The organism is Kineothrix alysoides (assembly GCF_000732725.1).
Classification (GTDB): Bacteria; Bacillota; Clostridia; order Lachnospirales; family Lachnospiraceae; genus Kineothrix; species Kineothrix alysoides.
The window spans coordinates 1392021-1415024 of the sequence record NZ_JPNB01000001.1 but is presented as its reverse complement, the minus strand read 5'-3'; the positions used below and the strand labels follow the sequence as shown (position 1 = coordinate 1415024).

The following is a 23004-nucleotide window of genomic DNA, read 5'->3' as shown; positions in this document are numbered from 1 at the left end:
TTTATTGATTTATGATCAAATTTTATTTTTTCCATTATACTTATGAAAATTATTAAAACAATAAATAACAGATTAATCAAATTTAATGAGAGATGGTTGAGAAAAATGAATATGCATACAATTGAATGTAAGTATTGTGACTGTAAAGTTTCATATATGCCTTGTGCGAATTTTATAGTATTTTGTCCAGAATGTAAGAGAGAAATATTCTTGGAGTGTGAATACGGATATGGACCGGTAACTCCATGCTCCATTTTCCTTGGAGAGGATTCTATTGGAACTGTTACCGCAAACAATAAAAATGAATATTTATTGAAAATTGAGTCAGACAATCAGCAAATAAAACTAAAAGAAAGTTATTTGGAAGCCTTACATGAGGCAAGCAAAATAATGAGGAAAATACTAATACCAACGACAAAAAACAAGGATTTAAATTCCTTTAAAATAAGAAAACAAGGCGGCTCTCTTTGTTTCTTTGGCGACTGGTTTGGAAAGCCATGGGATAATTTCCACAGAATTAAGAATTATTCTTATCAAGATGATGTGTTAGAGATTGTCTTTGATGAGTGGGAACGTCTGCTAGTTTTTGAACCATTAGGAATGATCAATACAGACAAGGAATTTAGCATTAAGCAAGCAAAAATGGTTAAATTGAGTTGGTATTCTTATAATAATTCTGAAAAGGAACTAAATAAAATATCTTATGAGTTAATAGATGGTAGCGTTTATAAAATCAGCAAATATGGCAGGGAGCATTTAGAAAGAAAAGAACCATATTTTTCAGTATTACTTGGTTAAGGCATAACGGCTAAAAATTAAGAAATGTGATGTTATAAGTAATCAGATAAAGATAAAACTGATGTTGGCCTTAGGAAAATTAGAATTTGTAGGGAGAAAAAATGGAGCTAACCAGATTTATATTTCCACCGGAGAAACCGGATTGTACGAAAAATATGGATATTCATTTTTTCAGATTATGAAAGATGTGAAAGGTGAGGATTCTAATATATACAAAATAGAGGTTAAATGAGATACTCAAAATATAGGTTTACAATCTCCAATTTTTAGGAAGTCTGCGGTGCATTAAGCGTTTGGAGAAGATTCATAAGGAGGATAATGTGAACTTAACAGTATTAGTAGATAATAATACATTGATCGATCAGTATTTCATAGGCGAGCCTGCTGTTAGCTATTACATAGAAGACGGAAAAGAACGGATATTATTTGATGTAGGATATTCTGACATTCTCATTCACAATGCAAATAAACTTCATATTGATTTGGGAAAAATCTCTAAAATAGTATTTTCGCATGGACATAATGATCATACCGGTGGTTTTCTGCACTTAAGTAATCAGTACGATTTATCACATGTTGAACTTATTGCTCATCCGGATGCTTTTAAGGAAAAAAGAGAGGATAAGGAATGTATCAGTTCTAATTTGACGGAAGAAATGGTAAATAAAATTTGCACTTTATCCTACTCGAAGATACCTATTCAAATAAGTGAGAATATTATATTTTTAGGGGAAGTACCGGATTTGTGCCCTTTTGAAATACGCAAACCAATAGGAAAACAAAAAGTCGGCAGTGCTCTGTATGACGATTATGTCCTGGATGATTCCGCTTTAGTTTATGAAGGTAAAAATGGACTCTTTATTATAACCGGATGCTCCCATAGCGGCATTTGCAATATCATTGAATATGCAAAGAGAGTGTGTGATAATCAAAAAGTTTTAGGAGTAATCGGAGGTTTCCATTTATTTAATATTGATACTCAATTAAACAGTACCATTCAGTACTTTCTTGATAACAACATTAGTGAATTATACCCATGTCATTGTGTTTCCTTTAAGGTTAAAGCTGAAATAAATAATTACATTCCCATATATGAAGTCGGTGTCGGTCTTACAATAAGTGTGTAGCAAAAAGTTAAACGAATTAATCAATGCTGTCCCTTTCTATGCCGAACAGCATTAGTAATGACCGTTAAAATAAGAACTTTTTACTCAGAATAAAATCATGGTTCCCTCAATTTAACAGCTTTCGCTGCCTTACGCCTGCGCTCGTCCTCCAGTGCTGCATAATGCTTCCGCGTCGTATTAACGTCTTTATGGCCAAGAACATCGGCTACGAGATAAATATCTCCGGTTTCACGGTAAAGAGAGGTTCCATAGGTACTTCGAAGCTTATGCGGCGTTATCTTCTTAAGTGTTGTTACCGTAGAAGCATATTTTTTAACCAGATTTTCGACAGCGCGGACGCTGATTCTGCGGTTTTGCATGGAGAGAAACAAGGCATTTTCATGGCCGGATAATGGAATAGTATGATGTCTTTGCCCTAAATAGCTTCTAAGCGCTTCCTCTACCTCGTCTCCGAAATAAACGACTGTTTCGTAGCCGCCTTTCCGACGGATCTTAATACCATTATTTTTAAAGTCGATGTCCTCCAAATCGAGGCCCACGCACTCAGACACACGAATGCCTGTGCCGAGCAGGAGAGTGAGCAGGGCAGTGTCCCTTACCTTTGTCTTTTCATGGTATTTTAATTGACTCTTGGTAAGTTTGGTTCCATCCTCCACCTGATCCAGCAGCACCGCTACTTCGTCCGCATCGAGACGTATGATTTCCTTTTCATGAAGCTTGGGCATGGGAACGAGAACCGCCGGATTATTCCGTATGAGCTCAGACTGATAGAAATAATTGTAAAAGCTTCTTAAAGAGGCGAGCTTACGCGCCTTTCCACGTTCCTCGTTCGTTATTTCCTTATCGTCCTTTTGATAGAAGCTTATGTATTCCATATATTCCTCTATATCTTCCCTGGTAATGTCGTCCAGCATAGAAAGCGGAAAGTCCTTAATTTCCATTTTATTGCAATAACTGTTCTTCTCGTGCATATACTCGAAGAAAACCCGCAGGTCATACGCGTATGCAAGCCTTGTCTTCGAGGAGGTATTGTTTTCGATTCCCCTAAAAAATTGTTTGCAGAAGGGCGGCAGCTCCGAAAGAACATTTCTCATACGAGTGGTATTCAATTTATTTTGTTCGTCGTGATAATTCCTTTTGTTTTCCATATTATAAAACCGGCCACCCTTTCATATTTCCATTTTGTATGGCAGTAAACATTCTTTCTTTTACGCCGGGGTTCTCATAGTTTAGCTGCTTCAGCAAATTTTTGATATATTCCCTTTTCGTGTGGCCGTCCATAGGGCAGGGACTCTTAACGACGGGAATCTGATGTTTGTTCACAAAACCGATAACATCTGCTTCATTCATATAAATCAGTGGTCTTATTACTGTAAGTCCCGTACGGTCCAAATGAGTGACCGGATTAAAAGTATGCAGTCTCCCTTCAAAAATAAGAGACAGCAACATGGTCTCTACTACATCATCCTTATGATGGGCATAAGCAACTTTGTTGTAGCCTGCCTGTTTTATCGCATCGTTCAAGGCACCCTTTCTCATTTTGGCACACAGAGAGCAAGGATTGGATTCCTTTCGTTCTTCAAATACGATTTTGGCAATATCCGTATGTATGACGCTGTATTCTACGTCTAAGCTTTCGCAAAGTGCTTTAATTTCCTCCAAATTCAGGTTTTCAAAGCCCAAATCCACCGTGACGGCATGAAGCTCAAAATGCTTCGGATAAAAGCGCCTGAGGCCGTTTAATGCATGTAATAAGGTAAGGCTATCCTTTCCCCCGGAAATCCCCACCGCAATTTTATCGTTATCCTGAATCATTTCATAGTCGTCTGCGGCTTTTCTCACTAAGCTCAATACTTGCTGTAATCTCATGTTCTATGCTCCTTGTGAATTTAATAGTATTATATCATTTTTTTCCGCGATTTCATCTAATTTACCTATTTTTTTAGATTTGACGATACATCCTGACGGATTAATGGTATAATTATAGTATCAATTTCAAAGAAAATTAATATGCCGAATTAATATGATCGATATTGTGAAAAATTAGTACGGTCTAAGAAGGAGTAAAAATAGAGATTCATGAAATTTCGTATTGATAAAAAGTACTTTTATTGGGGGATAACGGCATTTATCGTCATCGCTGCCGCCATTTGTTTCTATTATTTATTGTTCCATGGTGCGAATATCTCAATCGGTTTTCACACCGTTGCCCGAATAGCAATGCCTGTTCTGGATGGTTTTCTTTTGGCATATTTATTGACCCCCGTTTTAAATGCGATAGAGAGAAAAATAATTATTCCTTTATGCAGCAAATGCAAAATTAATATAAACAAAAAGAATTCAAAGAGAGTCAGAGGACTTTCCATTCTGATTACGGTAAGTATGGTCACCGTGGTCTTATATGGATTTTTCGCAATGGTCATCCCACAGTTGATACGAAGTATCCAAAGTATTATTTTTCAGTTTCCTATTTATATCAATAATCTCACCATTTGGACAACCAAGCTTTTGGCCGATAATCCTGATATCGAAAAAGTAGTTACGGATTTGTTCAATCAATATTCGGAGGAAATGACTAATTACTTGAATCATAATCTGCTTCCTCAAATGAACGGGATTCTAAAAAGCATTTCTTTAAGCTTTTTGGGCTTTTTAATGCAGTTATGGAATTTAATCATCGGCTTTATTATTTCCATATACATTTTATACAGCAAGGAACTGTTTGCAGGACAAGCAAAGAAGATAGCCTATGCGCTGTTCGAAACTAAGACGGCCAACGCAGTAATCGCCGATGTGCGTTTTACTCACAAGACCTTCAGCGGATATATTGTCGGTAAGATTATCGATTCCGTTATGGTAGGTCTGGTATGCTTTGCGGGGACGACCTTAATGGGAACGCCATATTCCGTTTTAATCAGCGTAATTATTGGAACTACGAATATTATCCCCTTTTTTGGTCCATATTTGGGGGCAATTCCCAGCGCGCTGTTGATTTTAATGGTAAATCCGCTGCAGTGCCTTTATTTCATCATATTCATCCTGATTCTGCAGCAAATTGACGGAAATATACTGGAACCTAAAATCCTGGGCGATTCCACTGGTTTATCCGGTTTCTGGGTAATCTTTTCCATTACCTTATTCGGCGGAATGTTCGGAATTCTTGGCATGATTGCAGGCGTGCCTATTTTTGCAATCATCTATGCGGCTATACGTTCTTTGATTAACCAGATGCTCCTTAAAAAGAAAATGCCGGTTAAGACCAATGATTATATGGATGTAGGTTCCATTGAAGACGGGGTTTTCATTCCTTATGAGCCAGAGAAGAGCGATTATTCAAAGTCCGAGCAGCACAGCGACAAAGGCAAAGCTCAGGCTGAGAAAAGTGAGCTTAAAGATGAAGTTAAGAAGGAAGATTAAATCATGCGTTTTATTGTGCAAAGGGTTAAAAGAGCCGAAGTAGAAGTGGAAAACAAGATAATTGGAAAAATAGAAGAGGGGTTTCTCGTTTTTGCAGGCGTCAGCCAGTCGGATACAGAAGAAATTGCGGATAAAATGGTCTGCAAACTAATTGGTCTGCGGATTTTTGAAGATGAAAACGGAAAGAGCAATTTAGATATAAAAACAGTCGATGGGGAAATGTTAATTATTTCACAATTTACATTATATGCAGATTGCAAAAAAGGAAACAGACCTTCCTTTATTCGTGCAGGTGCGCCTGAAATGGCAAATAATCTATATGAATATATTTTGAAAAGATGCAGGGAAAAAATTGCCAACGTACAGTCAGGAGAATTCGGTGCTGACATGAAAGTTTCCCTCGTAAACGATGGGCCTTTTACCATAATATTAGATTCAGAGGAATTATAAAATAAGTAAAAAAACTCACGAGCAAAGAGCATTCATAAGCAAAAAAGCTTTCATAATGAAAAGGAGGTTTTGATATGATGTCTACCGCATTATTAATTGCAGGCCTTGTTATTATAATGTATGTACTTGTATATTCTAAAAGAGCAAAACGCAATAGAAAGAAAATAGACGATATGAACATCGGAGGCCAGCACAGAACATACAGAGAACACCGTGAGGCGATTGAAAAACGCCGTAAATCCTTGGAATATAACAATTATGTGACCAAATATAACAGCACGGAGGACGTCCGTGAAAAAGAGGACTAACTATTCGTTAAACTTGTCTTTTGCGAATAGTTAATCCTTCGTTCAGAAGTATTTGAAATCTCCATAATTATAATGCTACACCTATTCGTTCTTGTCTAGCGGCACATTCATGTTAGTAAAATTAGCCGTAATTATTTCCCCTACATTTTCATCTTCGAATTGGAATTCCAATTCATCAATTACTTCGATACGTGCCGCATTTAATTCTTCCAGTGAGTATTGCGCCGTCAGCATTATACTTTTTCCTGCATCCAGACTTCCGCTCAGCCCGGATGAATATTTATCCATTTTTACTTCAAAATTATTTAGTGTACTCTGAAGATAATAAAGTATGGCAAAATCTTCACTCCCTTCATTTGAAAACAAGAAATAAAGATTAATGCTGCTGCTATTTAATTCATACCCTTTATATGACACTGATATTCCTGCAGGTACTTCATCATTTTCACAAGATAATTGTGCGATAATCGTTTCAACATTATTATTAGATTCATCCATTGCGGCATTCAGTCCAGTAAAGTGAGCTACACTATGTTCTCCTTCATTTCCATCCCCAAATGTAAACTCCAATGTATCTATTGATGTAAAGCCCGCCATATCCAACACTTCTCTTGGGTAAGATGCTGTTAACAGAACGCTTTTTCCAGCATCCAGATCTCCGCTTATTTTAGTTCTATATTTATCCATATATATTTTTAAGCCATTTATTGTACTTTGATAATAATATTCCAGATTAAAATCTTTATCTCCTGAATTAGTAAATAAAATATGGAAGCTCATATCATATGAAGTCAATTCATAGCCGGTACATTCGACGGATATTTCATTGGGCAGATTACCACCTGTGAATTCTGCCTTTACTGCTTTGAAAGAATCAGCATCTTCATCCTTCGAACTGCTTTTTATATTACTATTTTTCTCTTCTTTTATTCCGCTTACAGATGTTGATGCTTCGATAGTAATTGAATCATTAGCACTAGCGTCAGCAAGCAACTGAAATAAAGAATAATCATTCGTCATATTATCTGTCATTAATACTTGATGTTTTTTTATTTGTTGTGTATTCACAATATTAGCAATGATTATTCCGATAAAAATGGAACCAAGAATAATTACAGCAGCTTTAATCCCCAATCGAATAAATTTCTTATCCATTCTTTTAGATGAAATATCCATCGTTTTTTTATTTACTTCAAGCTTTTCCAATTCATCAATCTTCTTCATCTATCATCCCTCATAAATTCATCTATTTTACTTTTTTCCAAATTTGATAATCACCGCGTCCCGGGCCTTGATTAATGGAATGAGATATGTATATTGTCTTTTTATCATTCGACATTAATATACTCCCTGATGCCTTTCCGCTATTCTTTTCATTTAAATCATAAAATGTAAAGGTAGTTAACCCGTTTTTTTTCATGTCATTCCATTTTATCTGACCAACTTGGAAGGCTCTTGAGCTTCCATCCGGCGCCGCACATATCTCGGCTTCTAAAATACCATTGTCGTTTCTTATCTCCACCTTCATATTTTCAAAAGATGTATCATCCGGCAAACGTATCCATATTCCTTCTAAATCATGAGTAGACTTATTCAATGTAGATAAGCAGATAATTGCCGACAGAAAAAAGATACAAATAATGTATATAACAATCTTGGGTAGTTTATTTTTTATATCTGGCCTCTTTATTTCAAACTTATCATTCTGTCCGCTCATACGCGGTTGTCCGTATAGTTGCTCTTCCTCATTAGTTTGGTTAATCTGCAAATTCATTTCTCTTTCCTCCAATGTTGATTCCTGCCGGTACCATCAGCCATTTGCTGGACAACATTAATTGACATTTCCTCACCATTCAAAGATAAATTCATCACGGATGCTCTCTTATGATTTGTAGTGTTGCGTTGCATAGTATTAAAATCAATCTTCCAATAGATTCCCAGGTCATAAAAGGAAAACCTTGATGCAGATTCTTTTTTAATATTTATCCATTTTACTTCACCTTCCGGAAAATCAGTGCTTGGAGAATAGACAATAACGCCTTCATAAATACCATTATTATTGTTTCTTATTTCTACCTTCATTCCTGCATAATCAGTATCATCCGGTTCACGTACCCATGTACCTATCAAATCATCTTCAGTTTTATGCAACAGGCAAAACACCGTTATTGCAGTAACTGACAGTCCTAATAATATTCCTAATATAAGAAATACTTTTGTGCTTCCCTTTCGTTGAGAAGAATTTGAATTATTATGTTCTACATATGTAGATAAAATTTCCTTATCTGACAGCTTATTGAATTGCTTCATATTTTCTTACCTCAATAGTTATTTTAGGCAATATCTTCCGGAAGAATTGTTGTTAAGGCCTCTTTAGAAAAATCGCCGGTTCTGCTTATTCTCAAGGAAAGGTTCCTGATAGATCTCTCACAGAGATTTCTTGCATATCTGCCATTCCCAAAGTTCTTCTCTTGTTTTACCACAGTAAAATGCTTTATTAGCTTTTCACTGGTTCCATCCCCAAGCAAGAAATTCTTGTCCTTATACATACAAGAGATAATATCCAGTAATTCCTCAGGAGAATAATTCTCAAACTCTAATACATTTGAAAAGCGAGATGCAAGTCCGGGATTCGTATCGAGAAATTTCTCCATATCATCCTTATATCCTGCAAGAATTACAACTAATCGTTCCCTATTATCATCCATATCCTTTACCAAAGTATCAATTGCCTCTTTACCAAATCCGCCATTAGATGCATCATTGGATAATGAATATGCTTCATCAATGAACAATACCCCATCTAACGCTTGTTTAATAACTTCTTTCGTTTTTATGGCTGTTTGCCCTACGTATCCTGCAACAAGCCCGGCCCGGTCCGTTTCGATGAAATTTCTATTTGCCAATATACCCATTTCATAGAGTATTTCTCCAACAAGTCGTGCAATTGTTGTTTTTCCCGTTCCAGGGTTTCCACAGTAAATCATATGCAGTGTTTGGGTGCCACTATCCTCAATACCTATTTCCTTTCGAGCCTTTTGTACTCGTAACATACTATAAAGACTCCTAAGATAATCTTTTACACTTTCTAATCCCACAATGGATGCAAGTTTTTTTTCTAAGTCAAAATCTTTGAACATATACTTTGAATCTACTAAGAAATCTTCCGCTCTAAGTAAAATCATTTCATTTTTATTATCCTCATCACTCTTATAGCTTGCTAATCTTTCGGTTTGTCTCCTGATTGCCTCCTCCAGCAAGTTCCTTACCAATCGACCGTTTCCGCTGTATTCCTGTTCTGCGCTCTTAATCTCAAGTGTCTCATGTATGGTATTAGAAGCACCTTCATCTATAACAAAACCTTTATCAACAGCCTGTTTTTTTAAAATAGAATATAATTCTTCCGTAGTATAATCAGGAAAGTCAAATGTTAAATTGAATCTGGAACTAAGCCCGGAATTATTCATCATAAATCTGGCCATTTCTTTCTTGTACCCCGCAATGATTACTACAATATTCCCCGCATTATCTTCAATCAATTTTACTAAAGTATCTATTGCCTCCCTATCAAAGCTATTAGTACTGGACAATGAATAGGCTTCGTCAATAAATAATACGCCTCCTAATGCCGACATAAATATTTCTTGTGTTTTTTGTGATGATTGCCCGGCATATTGTGCCACCAAACCATTTCTATCTGTCTCGATAAATTGGTCGGTTTTCAAAACGTTGAGATTTTTAAGCAACTTAGCCACCGTTCTGGCAATATAGGTTTTCCCGGTACCCGGGTTACCTACAAATACCATGTTTAACGACTGCTTTGAATCAATATCAAATCCTGCTTCTCTCCTCTTTCGGTCAAATAGCAACTGTACCTGTAAATTTCGAATGAGCTTCTTAATATTATCAAGCCCTATAATTTTTTCTAATTCTGATTCCAGATCAAAAGAAGCATTGTCATAAATCTCAAAATCAACTGTTTTTAAAAGCATACTATTTTCATTATCCGAATCGTTTTCCAATTCTGCCGTAATTCTATGTACATAATTGGTCATAGCAATTTCAACCATATTTCGAACCATTCGTCCATTGCCGCTATCTTTTTTCCCCGGTATTTGTTTCTTGTCAAAATATAATAACAGTTCTTTTTTACAATCAGATTCCAGTTGATATCCTTGCTTATTTGCCATCTGCTCGGCAATTTGTAACAACTCGGCAGATGTATAATCCTGAAAATCCACAGTATACTTAAAACGGGATTTCAGTCCTGGATTTGAAGACATAAAGTATTGCATTTCTTCGGTATATCCAGCCAGAATTACAACCAAATCATCCCTATAATCCTCCATATACTTTACCAGAGTATCTATCACTTCAATTCCATATATATCTTGTTTATTCCTTGACAAAGAATATGCTTCATCTATAAAAAGAACTCCTCCCAGAGCCTCTTTAATTTTATTTGCTGTCTTTTGCGCAGTCTCTCCTATGTATTGACCAACCAGCTCGTCCCTGCTCACTTCCACAAGATGTCCGCTTGATAAATACCCTAATTCTCTTAAATATTTGGCTATAATTCTGGCTACTGTTGTTTTTCCGGTTCCTGGATTACCACAAAAGACCATGTTCAGCGATATTTTTGCATCTTCAGTTTTGTTTCTCTTCCTTTCAAACGTTATATATTCATCAAGTTTGATAACAAATTCCTTTACAGCAATTAATCCTATAATACAATCCAATTCCTGTTTAATTTTAATGAGAGCTTCTTCATTTTTTCCGGTATATACTTCAGAAATCATAACATTATTACCAAAGAGTATCCCGTCTATAATTTCAAGTGTTACTACTGTACCAGGATGAAACTCGCCTGAAAGTGATTTCTCAAGCATTGGATTATATAGAGATTTCTCAATTACATTCTCCAAGTCGTGTGCACCTTTTGTCATATTAATAATCTCACATAATTGAGATGCTATATTAGAATAATTTACGAACAAGTTAACATTCATAGTTAATTTGTTCGAAAAATCTTCAAGCATCGATTCTGCAATTATAGTCAGTTCGGCAAGCGACAATCTCTGTGTACACAAGATATCGACGATCTTTTCTAATATAAAATTAGGAAAAACCTTTGACACATACGACAAATCCCTGTCTGCTACAAGAATTACATATTTTCCATTTGCGCTGATATCGTCATGTGTATTTGATATATATGCCCCGGTCACATCCTGCATTTCACCACTTTTCCACGAAAAGCGCTTATCTACCCTTATTGTTCCCTTTTCAACTAATTTGCACAAGTAATCGATTGCTTTGCTGTCTGCACGATCAAAGTTTTCTAATATTACAATAGAAGAATCACTATGAAAGGCTTTATGCAAATCTGGTAAAAACAATTTATCCGTATTTTTTTCATTATCATAGGTTGAAAGGTCGAGTCTATATATCGACGAATTCGGAATCAGCCCGTGTATTGATAGAAATTTAGCCATTATACGAACGGAATATTTCTTACCCGTTCCGCCAGGCCCCAAAACAATAAGAAAATTCTTATAACTCTTTTCATTATCTACAACAAAAGGTCTCTTAAAAGCAATACACAGCTTTTTAAGATAGTTTCCCTGTCCAATAACATATTCAACAATTTCATTTTCTATTTTGTCAAAAATATTATTTACTAACTCAATCCGCGGAGCCTTTCGCTTTTCTCTTTTCGCTAATGTTCCTTCCAGGTTTAAGTCAGACTGCTTTTGTTTTCTTAATCCCCATTTTGTCAATAATGAAGCCTTTTCATTTTCTCCACTCTGATATTTTACCACTGTTATTCACTCCGCTCTTAATCAAAGATTTAATATCCATGGGAAATCTAATGTCTTATTTTACCATATTTATTATACCAACTCAACGATTTTTAAGTAAGTTCATTGGCAGTCTATTGAATACTATTCCGTTGCCAGATAAAAAAATAAGCCGCAGAATTGAACGAGGTCAAACTGTAGCTTACTTTTTTGTTCTTATAATATCCTATTCGTGATGTGACAAATTAATAACAGTTACCTTAGGTCTGGACATAGACTCAATCGAATAACGAATTCCCTGAGTACCTATTCCGGAAGCTTTTACTCCAAGAAACGGGAAGTGATCAGGACCTCTTTCCGTTTTGTTATTCACTTGAACAGTGCCTACCTCTAATCTATCTGCCACATAAAAGGCGTCATTGATATTCTGTGTAAATACTGCGGATTGAAGTCCGTATTCGGATGCATTTGCTATCTCTATTGCCTCATCTTTATTTTTCACACGTATAATCGGGAGCACTGGCCCAAACGGCTCTTCCCAGGCAATTCTCATGTCAGTCGTAACATAATCGAACAAAGTCGGATGGATTATATTTCCTTCCCTATCTCCTCCAACCAACAGCTTAGCACCTTTTTCTCTCGCATCATCCATCAGTTCACATACAAAATCGGCCGCCTTTGAACTGATTAAGGGCACGATATCAACATCCTTTTCTAACGGATTTCCATAAGTTAACTTTTCCATTTTAGATAGTATCTTTTCTACCAATTGATCTGCTATTTGATCTACTGCTAAAATTCGCTTAACTGCAGTACATCTTTGTCCGGAATAAGAATATCCTCCTGAAACAATATTATTGGCTGTCAGCTCTAAATCCGCATCTTCCAACACAATAGCAGCATCCTTCCCACCAAGCTCCATAAGCAGCGGTACCATATTAGTTATATGTGAAATATGCTGCCCAACTTCTGTACTGCCAGTAAAATTAATAAAATTAATTCCCGGATGAGTAGTAATATAATCTCCTATTTCACTACCTTTTCCGGTAACAGTATTTAAAACTCCGTTAGGAACTCCTGCTTCCTGAAAAACTCTTGCTAAATATAGTCCGCATAAGCTGCCTTGCGTTGCCGGCTTTAAAATTACCGAATTTCCTGCCATTAATCCTGGCGCAATCTTAGATGCAGCTAAATTCACAGGATAATTAAATGGAGAAATTGCTAAAACAACCCCTAGGGGTTCTCTTCTTACAATAGAAACTTTATTCGTTTTTCCACCCGGAAAACTATCTCCCGGAATACTTTCGCCTGAAATGTTCTTTGCCGTATCTGCTGTAAATTTAATGAAATCGGCCGTTCTTTCCACTTCGGAAAGGCCGCTCTTTCTGTCTTTTGCTATTTCTCTTACCATGAGGCCGGCTAATTCCTCTTTGTTTTTCAACAAAATATCGGCCGCGCGATATAAAACTTCTGCTTTTTCACCGATTGTTACACTCTTCCAGCTCTTCTGCGCTTCTTTTGCAGCCTGTACCGCTAAATCCACCTCGTCTTTCGTCATTGCGGGTACATTTCCGATAACTGAATTATCAATAGGAGACGTCACAGTAATATAAGTGCTGTTTTTACTATTGACCCATTCACCATTTATGAGATTTCTATATCGATTATTATCATCCTTGATTAAAGTCATCATTTTTTTCCTCCTGTCCTTCACCTTGCAAAAAACTATAAGTGAATATGTTAATAGTTAAATGCTATTCTAACATATGGCTAATTTATGTCAATAAGGCACTAATTAGTAATATAGTATCAAAAAGCTACTATAACGTCTTAAGGTTGGAGGCAAGCATTTTCCCGCTAATTCAATCAAGTTTGAGCTTCATTAAGAAGTCGGACTGCCTTAACATTTGCTTAGCCTCTTACCCGATACACGCTGCAGTCAGCCGACCGGTCCATAAATCCATATTCTATTAATGCCCGCCGTATCGTCGAAAAATCATCGTAAATTCTTTCCAGGATTCTGTTTACCTCGACTTCACTGTATTCCTGCTCCGGCTTAAAGTTATTTGCAATTTCTCTTAGCACAATAATCTTCTTTTTTTCCTTTGCCGGGAATTGCTTGACAGAGCCGTTTTCATCCATATAAGCCCTAATTGTCTTTTCTCTCTCCACATCTGTAATATTATACCTGTCATCAATCATCGTTGCAGACGTGTGAAGCTCTTCTATGATACCAATGTCTGCTTGATTGATAGAACGATTCGTTTTCTCTTCCAGTGAGTCCATAAGGGCAAGAAATACTTTCGCCTGTTTTTCCTTTTCCCTTAGCTTAAAACGATGATTTCTTACGGTAGACTGGGCTATTCCGATGCTTTGAGAAATCACTTTATCGTTTTTTCCTTCAGACATCAATTTCAATATTTGCTGCTGTACCTCCGATATTCCACTAAAGGAAGGGTTTTGCTCCAATATATAATCTACTGTAAATCCGTGCTCTGCTGCGCGATGCTCATTAACTGCACCGAAGGCATCATATAAATTCTCGTTTATCGTAAAAATTGAACCCTTCTTAAATTTTCTGCCGCACAGAGTACATGTGTAGAAATCGCTCTCTTCCTTATAACCTGAAACAAGCTCTCCTATGCTTGAATTCCAGATAAAATACTTTTCTTCCACTGCTTGCGTTCCTCCTATACTTCATATTTATGATCATCAACTTCATCTTTCATACATTATACAGCTAAAACAAAATTATGTCTATATATAAGCAAACATTATCTAATATTGTTTAATTTATTGTATTTATGATTTGATATCGTTTAGAAATATTCAATTATGATTTGAAATATCTATAAAATACTATTCGAAAAATATTATCATTCACATTCATTTAATATTTGAAAGATATTATCATTCACACCCGCCTGAAGAACGTTATGACATGAAACTAGAATATAGCGTGAAACTCAAAATAAGGGAAGCCGCTGTGGCTTCCCTTATTTTATACAAAAGCTTATATCGCTTTTTTATCTTTTTCTGTTTTCGAAATCTTCAACAAACTGAGCGATTAATTTGGCGGTTCCCTCGACTCCCAGCACGCTGCTATTAATACACAGGTCATAACTGTCCGCACGGCCCCATTTCTTCGAGGAATAATAATTATAATAGCTCTGACGCTGTTTATCCTTCTTCACTATCATATCCTTCGCTTTTGCCTCTGTTAAATTATATTTATTCATGATGCGTTTCACCTTAGTCTCTTCGTCGCCGTAAATGAATAAATGAACGCAGTTCTTGTAGTCACTGAGGGCGTAATCCGCACAGCGGCCGACAATAATGCATGGACCTTCGTCCGCAATCTTTTTAATCGTATTGAACTGAGCAAGAAATACCTTGTGGCTGATAGGCATATCCACGAACGAGGATGCATTGTAGCCAAACGAATATGTATCCATAACTAAATTATAAAGGAAGGAATTCGTCGGCCTTTCATCGTGGGTCTGGATCATCTCTTCACAAAAACCGCTTTCCTGTGCTGCCCTTGTAAGCAACTCCTTATCGTAGCAAGGAATATTAAAATATTTTGCCACTTGCTCTCCTATTTCTCTTCCTGCCGAACCGAATTGTCTCGCGATCGTAATAATTGTATCCATATTGATTCCTCCATTCTATTTCTATTGATATAATCAACCATAAACATAAGATTATAATTCTTATATATATTATATATAATTGACTGTAAAAATTCAATAAGTATACAATTTTAACATGTTTTATTTGTATAAATCAATTTAAGTTAACATAATTAATTTATGTTAACTTAAATTTGTTTCTTCTTCGTTTTTTAAGATTAATTGCCCAAAGACATAAAAAGATATTCAAAAACCAATAAAAAATTTAATATTATTATTCGATTTTTTATTTTCAGCCCAGCATATAATGTTTTAGATAGTAAAACCCAAAACGCGGTAATCAGAACAGCCTCCACCGTACTCATCTACTCAGAAATGAGAAATTTACTTGAGAATAGGTAAAGAAAACAGCGGAGATAAGTAATTAGAATTGATTTTATATTATTTGTCTGGTAAACTAAATAAGTCGGATATTATTTAATATCCCGTATTTTTTATGAAAAGGAAGTGAGACAATGGACAGCAATCCCCGAAGTCCGCTAAGCGGCTTCAAACCCCAACGTGAAAATATAGACCAATGTGCCGGCGCTTATCGCGAGTTGTTATCCATTATGCGTTTATATTGATGGGTTAATTTCCTGTGTATTTTTCGCCGTCCATTGGACGGCTTTTTTATTGTCATATTATGTTTTCACTGGGGTATCCTAAAAAAAGAAAGGAATGATACCAGTGAACTACACGAATAAGAAAAACCATGGCAAACTGATTCAAAAAAACAAGCAGGATACAGAATTAAAACTCCGCTCCTATGCTTTCCTGACAATGGAGGAAATGCTTGCACGCCTGTCAGCCACGCAGGCAGGGCTTACAAACGAAGAAGCTGAAAACAGACAGGATGAATTTGGGAAAAACGTTATTACTATAGGTAACAAGAATACGGCATGGCGCAGGCTGAGAGATGCGGTGATTAACCCTTTTAACGTCATTTTACTTTTGATTGCCCTTATCACCTATTTTACAGATGTTGTCGCGTCATCAAAACCCGACTATCTCACCGTCATTATCATTTTATCACTAGTATTTTTGTCCAGTCTGGTTGCCTTTGTACAAAACCAGCGCTCCAATGCTGCCGCCGAAAAGCTGTCAAAAATGATCTCCAATAAAGCGGATGTGCGGCGGGATGGGACAATTATTAATATTCCGCTGGACGAAGTTGTTCCCGGTGATATTGTACGGCTTTCGGCAGGCGATATGCTTCCGGCAGATGTGCGTTTTTTGATGACGAAAGACACCTTTGTGGCACAGTCGGCTTTGACTGGCGAATCCAATCCCGTGGAAAAATTTAGCGATGCCAAAAATAAGCCGGACGATGGATTGACAGATTTGCAGAACCTCGGATTTATGGGTTCCGACGTAATCAGCGGCAGCGCTGCAGCCATAGTGCTGGCTACCGGCAACAACACGTATTTCGGGTCAATGGCCAAATCTTTGTCCGGCGACAGAGCGAAAACCAGCTTCGAACGGGGCGTAGATTCCATCAGCCGCCTCTTGCTTCGTATGATGCTGGTCATGGTGCCCATCGTATTTTTGATCAACGCGTTTGCGAAGGGTGAATTGCCGAGCTCCTTTCTGTTTGCTATCAGTATCGCAGTGGGGCTTACGCCGGAAATGCTGCCGGTGATTATGACCTCAACGCTGGCGAAGGGCGCAGTTTCCATGTCAAAGCATAAGGTTATTGTCCGCACGCTCGGTGCAATACAGACTTTCGGAGAAATGGATGTCCTTTGCACCGATAAAACCGGAACGCTGACTGAGGATAAAATCATACTGGAAAAGTACATGAACCTCCATGGTGATGATGATGCCCGCATACTGCGCCATGCTTACCTCAACAGCCATTTCCAGACGGGCCTGAAAAACTTAATTGACCTTGCTATTATCAATCGGGCTGTGCAGAACGGGTTGAAAGATACTTTGGATGGTTACAGCCGCGTGGATGAAATTCCCTTTGATTTCTCCCGCCGCAGGATGAGTGTGGTTTTAACAGATAAAAGCGGGAAGCGGCAGCTTATTACAAAGGGTGCGGTGGAGGAAATTATCGCTATTTCGTCTTTTGTGGAGATGAACGGATGCGTTTTGCCTATGGATGAAGAAAACCGGCGTATCGCCTTTTCTACTTATGAAAAACACAATGCCGACGGCCTGCGTATGATTGCCGTGGCACAGAGAAATGAGGTTCCAGGCAGCGGCGCTTTCGGCGTGGCCGATGAACGGGATATGGTTTTGATTGGTTTTGTAGGCTTCCTTGACCCGCCTAAAGAAAGTGCCAAAGCCGCGATTACCACCCTCCGGGAGCATGGGGTGCGTACCGTTGTACTTACCGGAGACAGCGAAGGCGTGGCCTTGAAGGTTTGCGGCAAGGTAGGCGTAAATACCTCCCGCCTTATAACAGGCCGCGATGTAGAGCGGATGGATGACACCGCATTACTGGATACGGTAAACACCTGCGACTTATTTGCGAAGTTGTCACCATCTCAAAAAGAGCGCGTGGTGAAGGCCTTTCAAACAGCGGGGCATACGGTTGGCTATATGGGCGACGGTATCAACGACGCCCCTGCATTACGTCAGGCAGATGTAGGAATTTCGGTGGACAGTGCCGTGGATATCGCCAAGGAAACCGCCGATATTATCCTTCTGAAAAAAGATCTGATGGTGCTTGAAGAAGGTGTTATCGAAGGACGCCGCACCTTTGGAAACATCATCAAATATATCAAGATGGCTGCAAGCGGCAATTTTGGCAACATGATTTCGGTCATTTTGGCCAGCATCTTCCTGCCGTTTTTGCCGATGCTGCCGGTACAGATACTGACACAAAATCTGCTGTGCGATTTCTCTCAAATGGGCATACCGTTTGACAGCGTAGATAAGGAATATATTAAAAAGCCGCACAAATGGGAAACACATTCCATTAAATCTTTTATGACTTATATGGGGCCGCTTAGCTCTGTGTTTGATATTTTATGCTTCGCTGTTATGTGGTGGGTTATTAGAGCGAATACAGCACAACTCGCGCCGTTGTTTCAATGCGGATGGTTCGTGTTCGGAACGGTATCACAAGTATTGGTCATCCATATGATCCGAACGGCAAAAATACCATTCCTGCAAAGCAATCCATCTATGCCGCTTTTTCTGTCCACATTTATTGTAGCGGTGGTTGCACTCGTGACCGGCTTTACAGATTTTGCGATAGGCCTTGATATGCACCGCCTGCCGCTCCTGTTTATTCCGTGGTTAGCGGTAATTTTGGCGGGCTATCTCCTGTGTGTACAGCTTGTAAAAAAGCGGTATATGCGTCGGTATGGGGAATGGATGTAATAAATATGGTAGAACCTAATAGAATATTTAAATAAAGCGGGGAGCCGAGGCATCATGCCTCTGCTCCCCGTCCTTTACTTACATTGGCGGGACTATTCATATATTGGCGGAACTATCCATATCTAAAAGTAAGACACTATCTTTCACAGAACGTCAAGCAAATGCGCAAAATAATCGGGCAATGGCGCATCCGTTTCGATATATTCCAGGCTTCGCGGATGGACAAATCCGAGCGTTTTCGCATGGAGGCACTGCCCCTCCAGCTTAAAGGGAGATTTCCGGTTGCCCGCATACACCTCATCCCCCAGCAGCGGATGTCCGATGCTCGCCATATGGACGCGAATCTGATGAGTTCTCCCAGTTTCCAACATACATTCGATATAAGTATATCCATTAAACCTTTTTAATACTTTGTAGTGAGTAACAGCATGTTTTCCGTTTCTTTCATTAACGGCCATTCTCTTGCGATCAGAGGGGTGTCTTCCCACGGGAGCATTTATGGTACCCTCCTCCTCTTGTATCGTCCCATAACAAATGGCACGATATTTTCTCGCAACGGAATGTTCTTTGAGCTGCGACGCGATATTATTATGAGCAAAGTCGTTCTTGCATATGATAATCGAACCGGTGGTGTCCCTGTCGATTCTGTGAACGATGCCCGGGCGCATTACGCCGTTAATTCCTGAAAGATCTCCATGGCAATGAAACATGACCGCGTTTACCAAAGTATTATCGTAGTGCCCAGCCGCAGGGTGGACAACCATGCCTTTGGGTTTATTCACAACAAGAATATCCCTATCTTCATAGAGGATATCCAGAGGAATATCCTCCGGCAGTATATCAGGCTCCTCGGCAGGCGGCACATCGAAGCGGATTTCGTCGTCAGCCTTCACTTTATAATTCGCTTTGACGACAACACCGTTCACTGTGACCTTTCCATCCTTTAGCAACTTTTGAATATAGGAGCGTGACAAAGAATCGATAAGCATGCTCAAGCACTTATCGATCCTCTCCTCCTCCATATCCTCATTTATTTGAAAACAAAGTTGATTGCTATCCGGCACCATCTATTTCAGTTCCCTATACTTATTTTGTTTGAAGTTGAGGAAGTTCAAGTCCTCCTCCTTATAATAAAACAGCAATAATATAAAAAGCACCACTGAGGCTATCGTCACATACATATCGGCCACATTAAATATGGGAAAATTGATACATACGAAATAAATGAAATCCACAACATAGTCCAAGCGGATGCGGTCTATCATATTTCCAACGGCACCTCCCGCGATTGTCACAAGCAGAATATGCAAAAACATATACCGGCCGCCGTCAGGAGTCTTATACAGAATATAAACGATTGTACATAAAAATATAATCCCTACAAAAAGAAACAGAACCTTTTGGTTTTGCAAAAGCCCAAACGCAGCTCCCCTGTTCTCCAGATAATTGAATTCCAAGATGCCTTCCATCACGCTGTAGGCCGGCTGGTGCCTTAGTTTAATGACTGCCATGTATTTGGAAAGCTGATCCGTGGCAATCAGCAAGCCCATAAAAAATACATCGAAAACAAGCAATTTTTTCTTCGCCTTACTCATGAAAAACCTCACGTTTCTTCGAATCGATAAGCGTTCAAGCATACATATCGGTCAATACTAAGACATATGCTCTTCGTTGAAGCTGATTTCCTCTACCGCCGCTTTAATATCTTCCTCTGTGACGCTCGTATCGATAACCGCTTTTCCTACCTTTTTGAGAAGTACAAATTTAATTTTACCGGCATCCATTTTTTTATCCGATTTTGTAAGGGCCGTTATTTCCTCCGCATTGATATCCTCTATGGAAATCGGCAGATTGAATGGCACGAACATATCCCTGATTTCATAATATTCCTCCATGGACAAAAGCTCGTGCTTCCACGAAATGAAAGCCGCTGCAACACATCCCAGGGCAACACATTCCCCATGGTACAGCTCAAATTTTTTCGCTTTTTCTATGGCATGCCCAATCGTATGTCCGAAGTTAAGAAGCGCTCGGTCTCCCATCTCTTTCGGATCATTTTCTACCACCGCTTTTTTGATGGAGCAGCTCTTAATTACCATCTCCTCCAATACGGAAGGCTCTCTCTCGCATATTTCATACATGTTATCGAGCAGCCACTCATAAAAGATATGGTCGCGAATTAAGCCATGCTTCATAATTTCAGCAAAGCCGGAAAAATACTGCCGTGCCTCCAAGGTCTTAAGTGCGGAAACATTCATATAAACCAGCTTCGGCATATGAAAAGCGCCCACCATATTCTTGTACCCATCAAAATCAACGCCGGTCTTGCCGCCGATACTGCTGTCCGCTTGCGCTAAAAGCGTAGTCGGAATCTGTATGAAATCAATTCCCCGCAAATAAGTAGCTGCTGTGAAGCCGGTCAGATCTCCGACAACACCGCCCCCCAACGCGATGAGTATATCTTTTCTGTCGAACTCTTCTTTAATAAGAAAGGTATAGGCCTTCTTCACTGTATCCAATGTCTTGCTCTGTTCCCCTGCCGAAAAAGAAAAAACTACCGCTTTCTTACATTTATCCTTTACCAGTTCTAAAATAGTCTGTGCATACAAGGCTTCCACCGAAGAGTCCGTCACAATGCAGAGCCGTCTGTTCTCAGTTCCAAGCTCCTCAAGTTCAAAAGCGAACTCATCGAAGGTCTGGGAAAATACAATATCATAACAAGGCTTTTTCTCATAATTTATGGTCAATCTCTGGGCCATACGTTTATCCTCCAGCTTTCATTATACAAAAACTTCCCCGGTAAAAAGGGAAGTTTTCAACTTTATTTATTAATAGGTACATCAAAGGCTCCCGATAAAAGCTCTTGAAAATCTCCGGAAATATCTACGCTTGAGGGGGTAATGATGAATATGTAGTGAGATATTTTCTGCAGATTACCGCTCATCGCAAAACAGGAACCGGAGGTAAAATCGATAATCCTCTGCGCGATATCCACGTCCAGCCCTTCCAGATTAAGTACTACCGTTCTGTTGGCCAACAAGGTTTCTGTAATCTCTCTCGCATCCTCTACGGAGGTCGGCTTAATTACGCACACCTCCATGCCTGCACCTATCATCTTCCTCGGCTGTCTCGCCAGCGGAGTAATCTTCGGGGAAGACTTCTTAGCGGAGACATCCTCTAATGTCGGGAGTTCTTCCTTTTGAACCACCATCTTTTTAGGAGACTGGGGCTCATCGGAATCATCATAATAATCCTCGTCATAATAATCCTCATCTTCATCATTCAGCTTCATATAATTTAAAAACTTATCCATTACTCCCATCGTAATATCTCCTTAACTATTATAATGCCTGTCCCCAAATATGCCTGTCCCAACTCGGACATAAGTCGCGCCCTCTTCAACTGCGACCTCGTAATCACCAGTCATTCCCATCGACAAAACATTCATACTAACATTATCATTGTTTTTTTTCATTATGTCAACAGATAATTGGCGTAAGCTTACAAAGTATTGTCTGTTTTCTTCCGAATTTTCAACATATGGTGCTATCGTCATCAAGCCTTCGACTTGTATCGACGGCAGCTTGGAAATATTTTCAATAAGCGCGGCAGCCTCTTCCTTTTTTATTCCGAACTTTGACTCCTCCTGTGCGATGTTCACCTCTATGAGGATATGGGCGACGACATTTTTCTTCACTGCTTCCCTGCTTATTTCTTCCGCAAGCCTTAAGGAATCCACGCCATGAATGAGATAAGCCTTATCGATGATATATTTCACCTTATTCCGCTGAAGATGACCTATCATGTGCCATTTGATGTCCTTAGGCAGCTGCTCATATTTATCCACGAGCTCCTGGACCTTATTTTCTCCGAAATGTCTGCATCCGCAATCATAAGCCTCTCTTAGCGCTGATACCGGCATTGTCTTGCTGACCGCTATAAGAGTCACTTCTTCCGGATACCGCTCTGAGAGCTTGCAAGCGCTAAGAATATTGCTCTGCACTGTCTTTATATTCTCGGCAATATAGCCATAACTCATATCACTCTTCGCAGTATGCTTTTTATCTTCGTTCATAACAAGCTCCTTCCCTATAAC

At 38.7% G+C, this 23004-nt stretch carries 20 protein-coding genes; 6 read left to right on the top strand and 14 right to left on the bottom strand.

The window, feature by feature from the left end:
• Positions 1-96: 96 nt before the first annotated feature.
• Together CC90_RS0106655 and CC90_RS0106645 are read left to right on the top strand one after the other, a co-directional pair.
• Complete coding sequence (locus CC90_RS0106655; RefSeq protein ID WP_198528774.1) at positions 97-798, top strand: hypothetical protein; 702 nt, start codon at positions 97-99, stop codon at positions 796-798.
• A 320-nt stretch (positions 799-1118) separates the two neighbouring features.
• Positions 1119-1925, top strand: a complete 807-nt coding sequence (locus CC90_RS0106645; RefSeq protein ID WP_031390014.1) for an MBL fold metallo-hydrolase — start codon at positions 1119-1121, stop codon at positions 1923-1925.
• 95 nt (positions 1926-2020) lie between these two features.
• Here CC90_RS0106645 and CC90_RS0106640 read toward each other — a convergent pair whose 3' ends face one another.
• Both CC90_RS0106640 and CC90_RS0106635 read right to left on the bottom strand, forming a co-directional pair.
• Positions 2021-3073 carry a tyrosine-type recombinase/integrase gene (locus tag CC90_RS0106640; RefSeq protein ID WP_031390013.1) on the bottom strand — a complete coding sequence of 351 codons (1053 nt, stop codon included), beginning with the start codon at positions 3071-3073 and terminating at the stop codon, positions 2021-2023.
• 1 nt (position 3074) lies between these two features.
• Positions 3075-3794 carry a tRNA 2-thiocytidine biosynthesis TtcA family protein gene (locus CC90_RS0106635; protein WP_031390012.1) on the bottom strand — a complete coding sequence of 240 codons (720 nt, stop codon included), beginning with the start codon at positions 3792-3794 and terminating at the stop codon, positions 3075-3077.
• 210 nt (positions 3795-4004) lie between these two features.
• On the opposite strand from CC90_RS0106635, the gene CC90_RS0106630 reads away from it, so the two are divergent.
• The 3 genes from CC90_RS0106630 to CC90_RS0106620 all read left to right on the top strand — a co-directional run bounded on the left by CC90_RS0106630 (position 4005) and on the right by CC90_RS0106620 (position 6100).
• A complete protein-coding gene (locus CC90_RS0106630; RefSeq protein ID WP_031390011.1) occupies positions 4005-5342 on the top strand; it encodes an AI-2E family transporter in 1338 nt (445 codons plus the stop codon).
• Positions 5343-5345: 3 nt separating this feature from the next.
• Positions 5346-5792, top strand: coding sequence for a D-aminoacyl-tRNA deacylase (gene dtd, locus CC90_RS0106625; RefSeq protein WP_031390010.1), 447 nt, complete (start codon positions 5346-5348; stop codon positions 5790-5792).
• Positions 5793-5866: 74 nt separating this feature from the next.
• Entirely contained in the window at positions 5867-6100 is a 234-nt protein-coding gene (locus CC90_RS0106620) for a hypothetical protein (protein ID WP_031390009.1), read from the top strand.
• Between the two features lie 81 nt (positions 6101-6181).
• Here CC90_RS0106620 and CC90_RS0106615 read toward each other — a convergent pair whose 3' ends face one another.
• The 7 genes from CC90_RS0106615 to CC90_RS0106585 all read right to left on the bottom strand — a co-directional run bounded on the left by CC90_RS0106615 (position 6182) and on the right by CC90_RS0106585 (position 15554).
• Positions 6182-7324 (bottom strand): hypothetical protein, encoded by a 1143-nt coding sequence (locus CC90_RS0106615; protein ID WP_031390008.1) that lies wholly within the window; start codon positions 7322-7324, stop codon positions 6182-6184.
• Between the two features lie 22 nt (positions 7325-7346).
• Positions 7347-7874 carry a hypothetical protein gene (locus CC90_RS0106610; RefSeq protein ID WP_031390007.1) on the bottom strand — a complete coding sequence of 176 codons (528 nt, stop codon included), beginning with the start codon at positions 7872-7874 and terminating at the stop codon, positions 7347-7349.
• The gene (locus CC90_RS0106605) at positions 7871-8410 is read right to left on the bottom strand and encodes a hypothetical protein (RefSeq protein WP_031390006.1); all 540 of its coding nucleotides are present in this window, start codon (positions 8408-8410) and stop codon (positions 7871-7873) included. Before CC90_RS0106605 ends, CC90_RS0106610 begins: the two co-directional genes overlap by 4 nt.
• 23 nt (positions 8411-8433) lie before the next feature.
• On the bottom strand, positions 8434-11922 hold the full coding sequence (locus CC90_RS0106600; RefSeq protein ID WP_051869315.1) for an AAA family ATPase: 3489 nt from the start codon (positions 11920-11922) through the stop codon (positions 8434-8436).
• A gap of 205 nt (positions 11923-12127) precedes the next feature.
• A complete protein-coding gene (locus CC90_RS0106595) occupies positions 12128-13594 on the bottom strand; it encodes an NADP-dependent glyceraldehyde-3-phosphate dehydrogenase (protein ID WP_031390004.1) in 1467 nt (488 codons plus the stop codon).
• A 218-nt stretch (positions 13595-13812) separates the two neighbouring features.
• Positions 13813-14577: a DUF2087 domain-containing protein gene (locus CC90_RS0106590; RefSeq protein WP_031390003.1), complete on the bottom strand. Its 765-nt coding sequence runs from the start codon at positions 14575-14577 to the stop codon at positions 13813-13815.
• A gap of 350 nt (positions 14578-14927) precedes the next feature.
• Positions 14928-15554, bottom strand: coding sequence for a cytidylate kinase-like family protein (locus tag CC90_RS0106585; RefSeq protein ID WP_031390002.1), 627 nt, complete (start codon positions 15552-15554; stop codon positions 14928-14930).
• A gap of 708 nt (positions 15555-16262) precedes the next feature.
• On the opposite strand from CC90_RS0106585, the gene mgtA reads away from it, so the two are divergent.
• Positions 16263-18908, top strand: a complete 2646-nt coding sequence (gene mgtA, locus CC90_RS0106580) for a magnesium-translocating P-type ATPase (RefSeq protein WP_031390001.1) — start codon at positions 16263-16265, stop codon at positions 18906-18908.
• Positions 18909-19051: 143 nt separating this feature from the next.
• On the opposite strand, the gene CC90_RS0106575 is transcribed toward mgtA, so the two are convergent.
• From CC90_RS0106575 to CC90_RS0106555, 5 genes are all read right to left on the bottom strand, one after another.
• Entirely contained in the window at positions 19052-19975 is a 924-nt protein-coding gene (locus tag CC90_RS0106575) for an RluA family pseudouridine synthase (protein WP_081905895.1), read from the bottom strand.
• Complete coding sequence (gene lspA, locus CC90_RS0106570) at positions 19976-20503, bottom strand: signal peptidase II (RefSeq protein WP_031389999.1); 528 nt, start codon at positions 20501-20503, stop codon at positions 19976-19978.
• Positions 20504-20560: 57 nt separating this feature from the next.
• Positions 20561-21667: a 3-dehydroquinate synthase gene (aroB, locus tag CC90_RS0106565; protein ID WP_031389998.1), complete on the bottom strand. Its 1107-nt coding sequence runs from the start codon at positions 21665-21667 to the stop codon at positions 20561-20563.
• 62 nt (positions 21668-21729) lie between these two features.
• On the bottom strand, positions 21730-22230 hold the full coding sequence (locus tag CC90_RS0106560) for a cell division protein SepF (RefSeq protein ID WP_031389997.1): 501 nt from the start codon (positions 22228-22230) through the stop codon (positions 21730-21732).
• A gap of 12 nt (positions 22231-22242) precedes the next feature.
• On the bottom strand, positions 22243-22983 hold the full coding sequence (locus CC90_RS0106555; RefSeq protein WP_108702613.1) for a YggS family pyridoxal phosphate-dependent enzyme: 741 nt from the start codon (positions 22981-22983) through the stop codon (positions 22243-22245).
• Positions 22984-23004 lie beyond the last annotated feature (21 nt).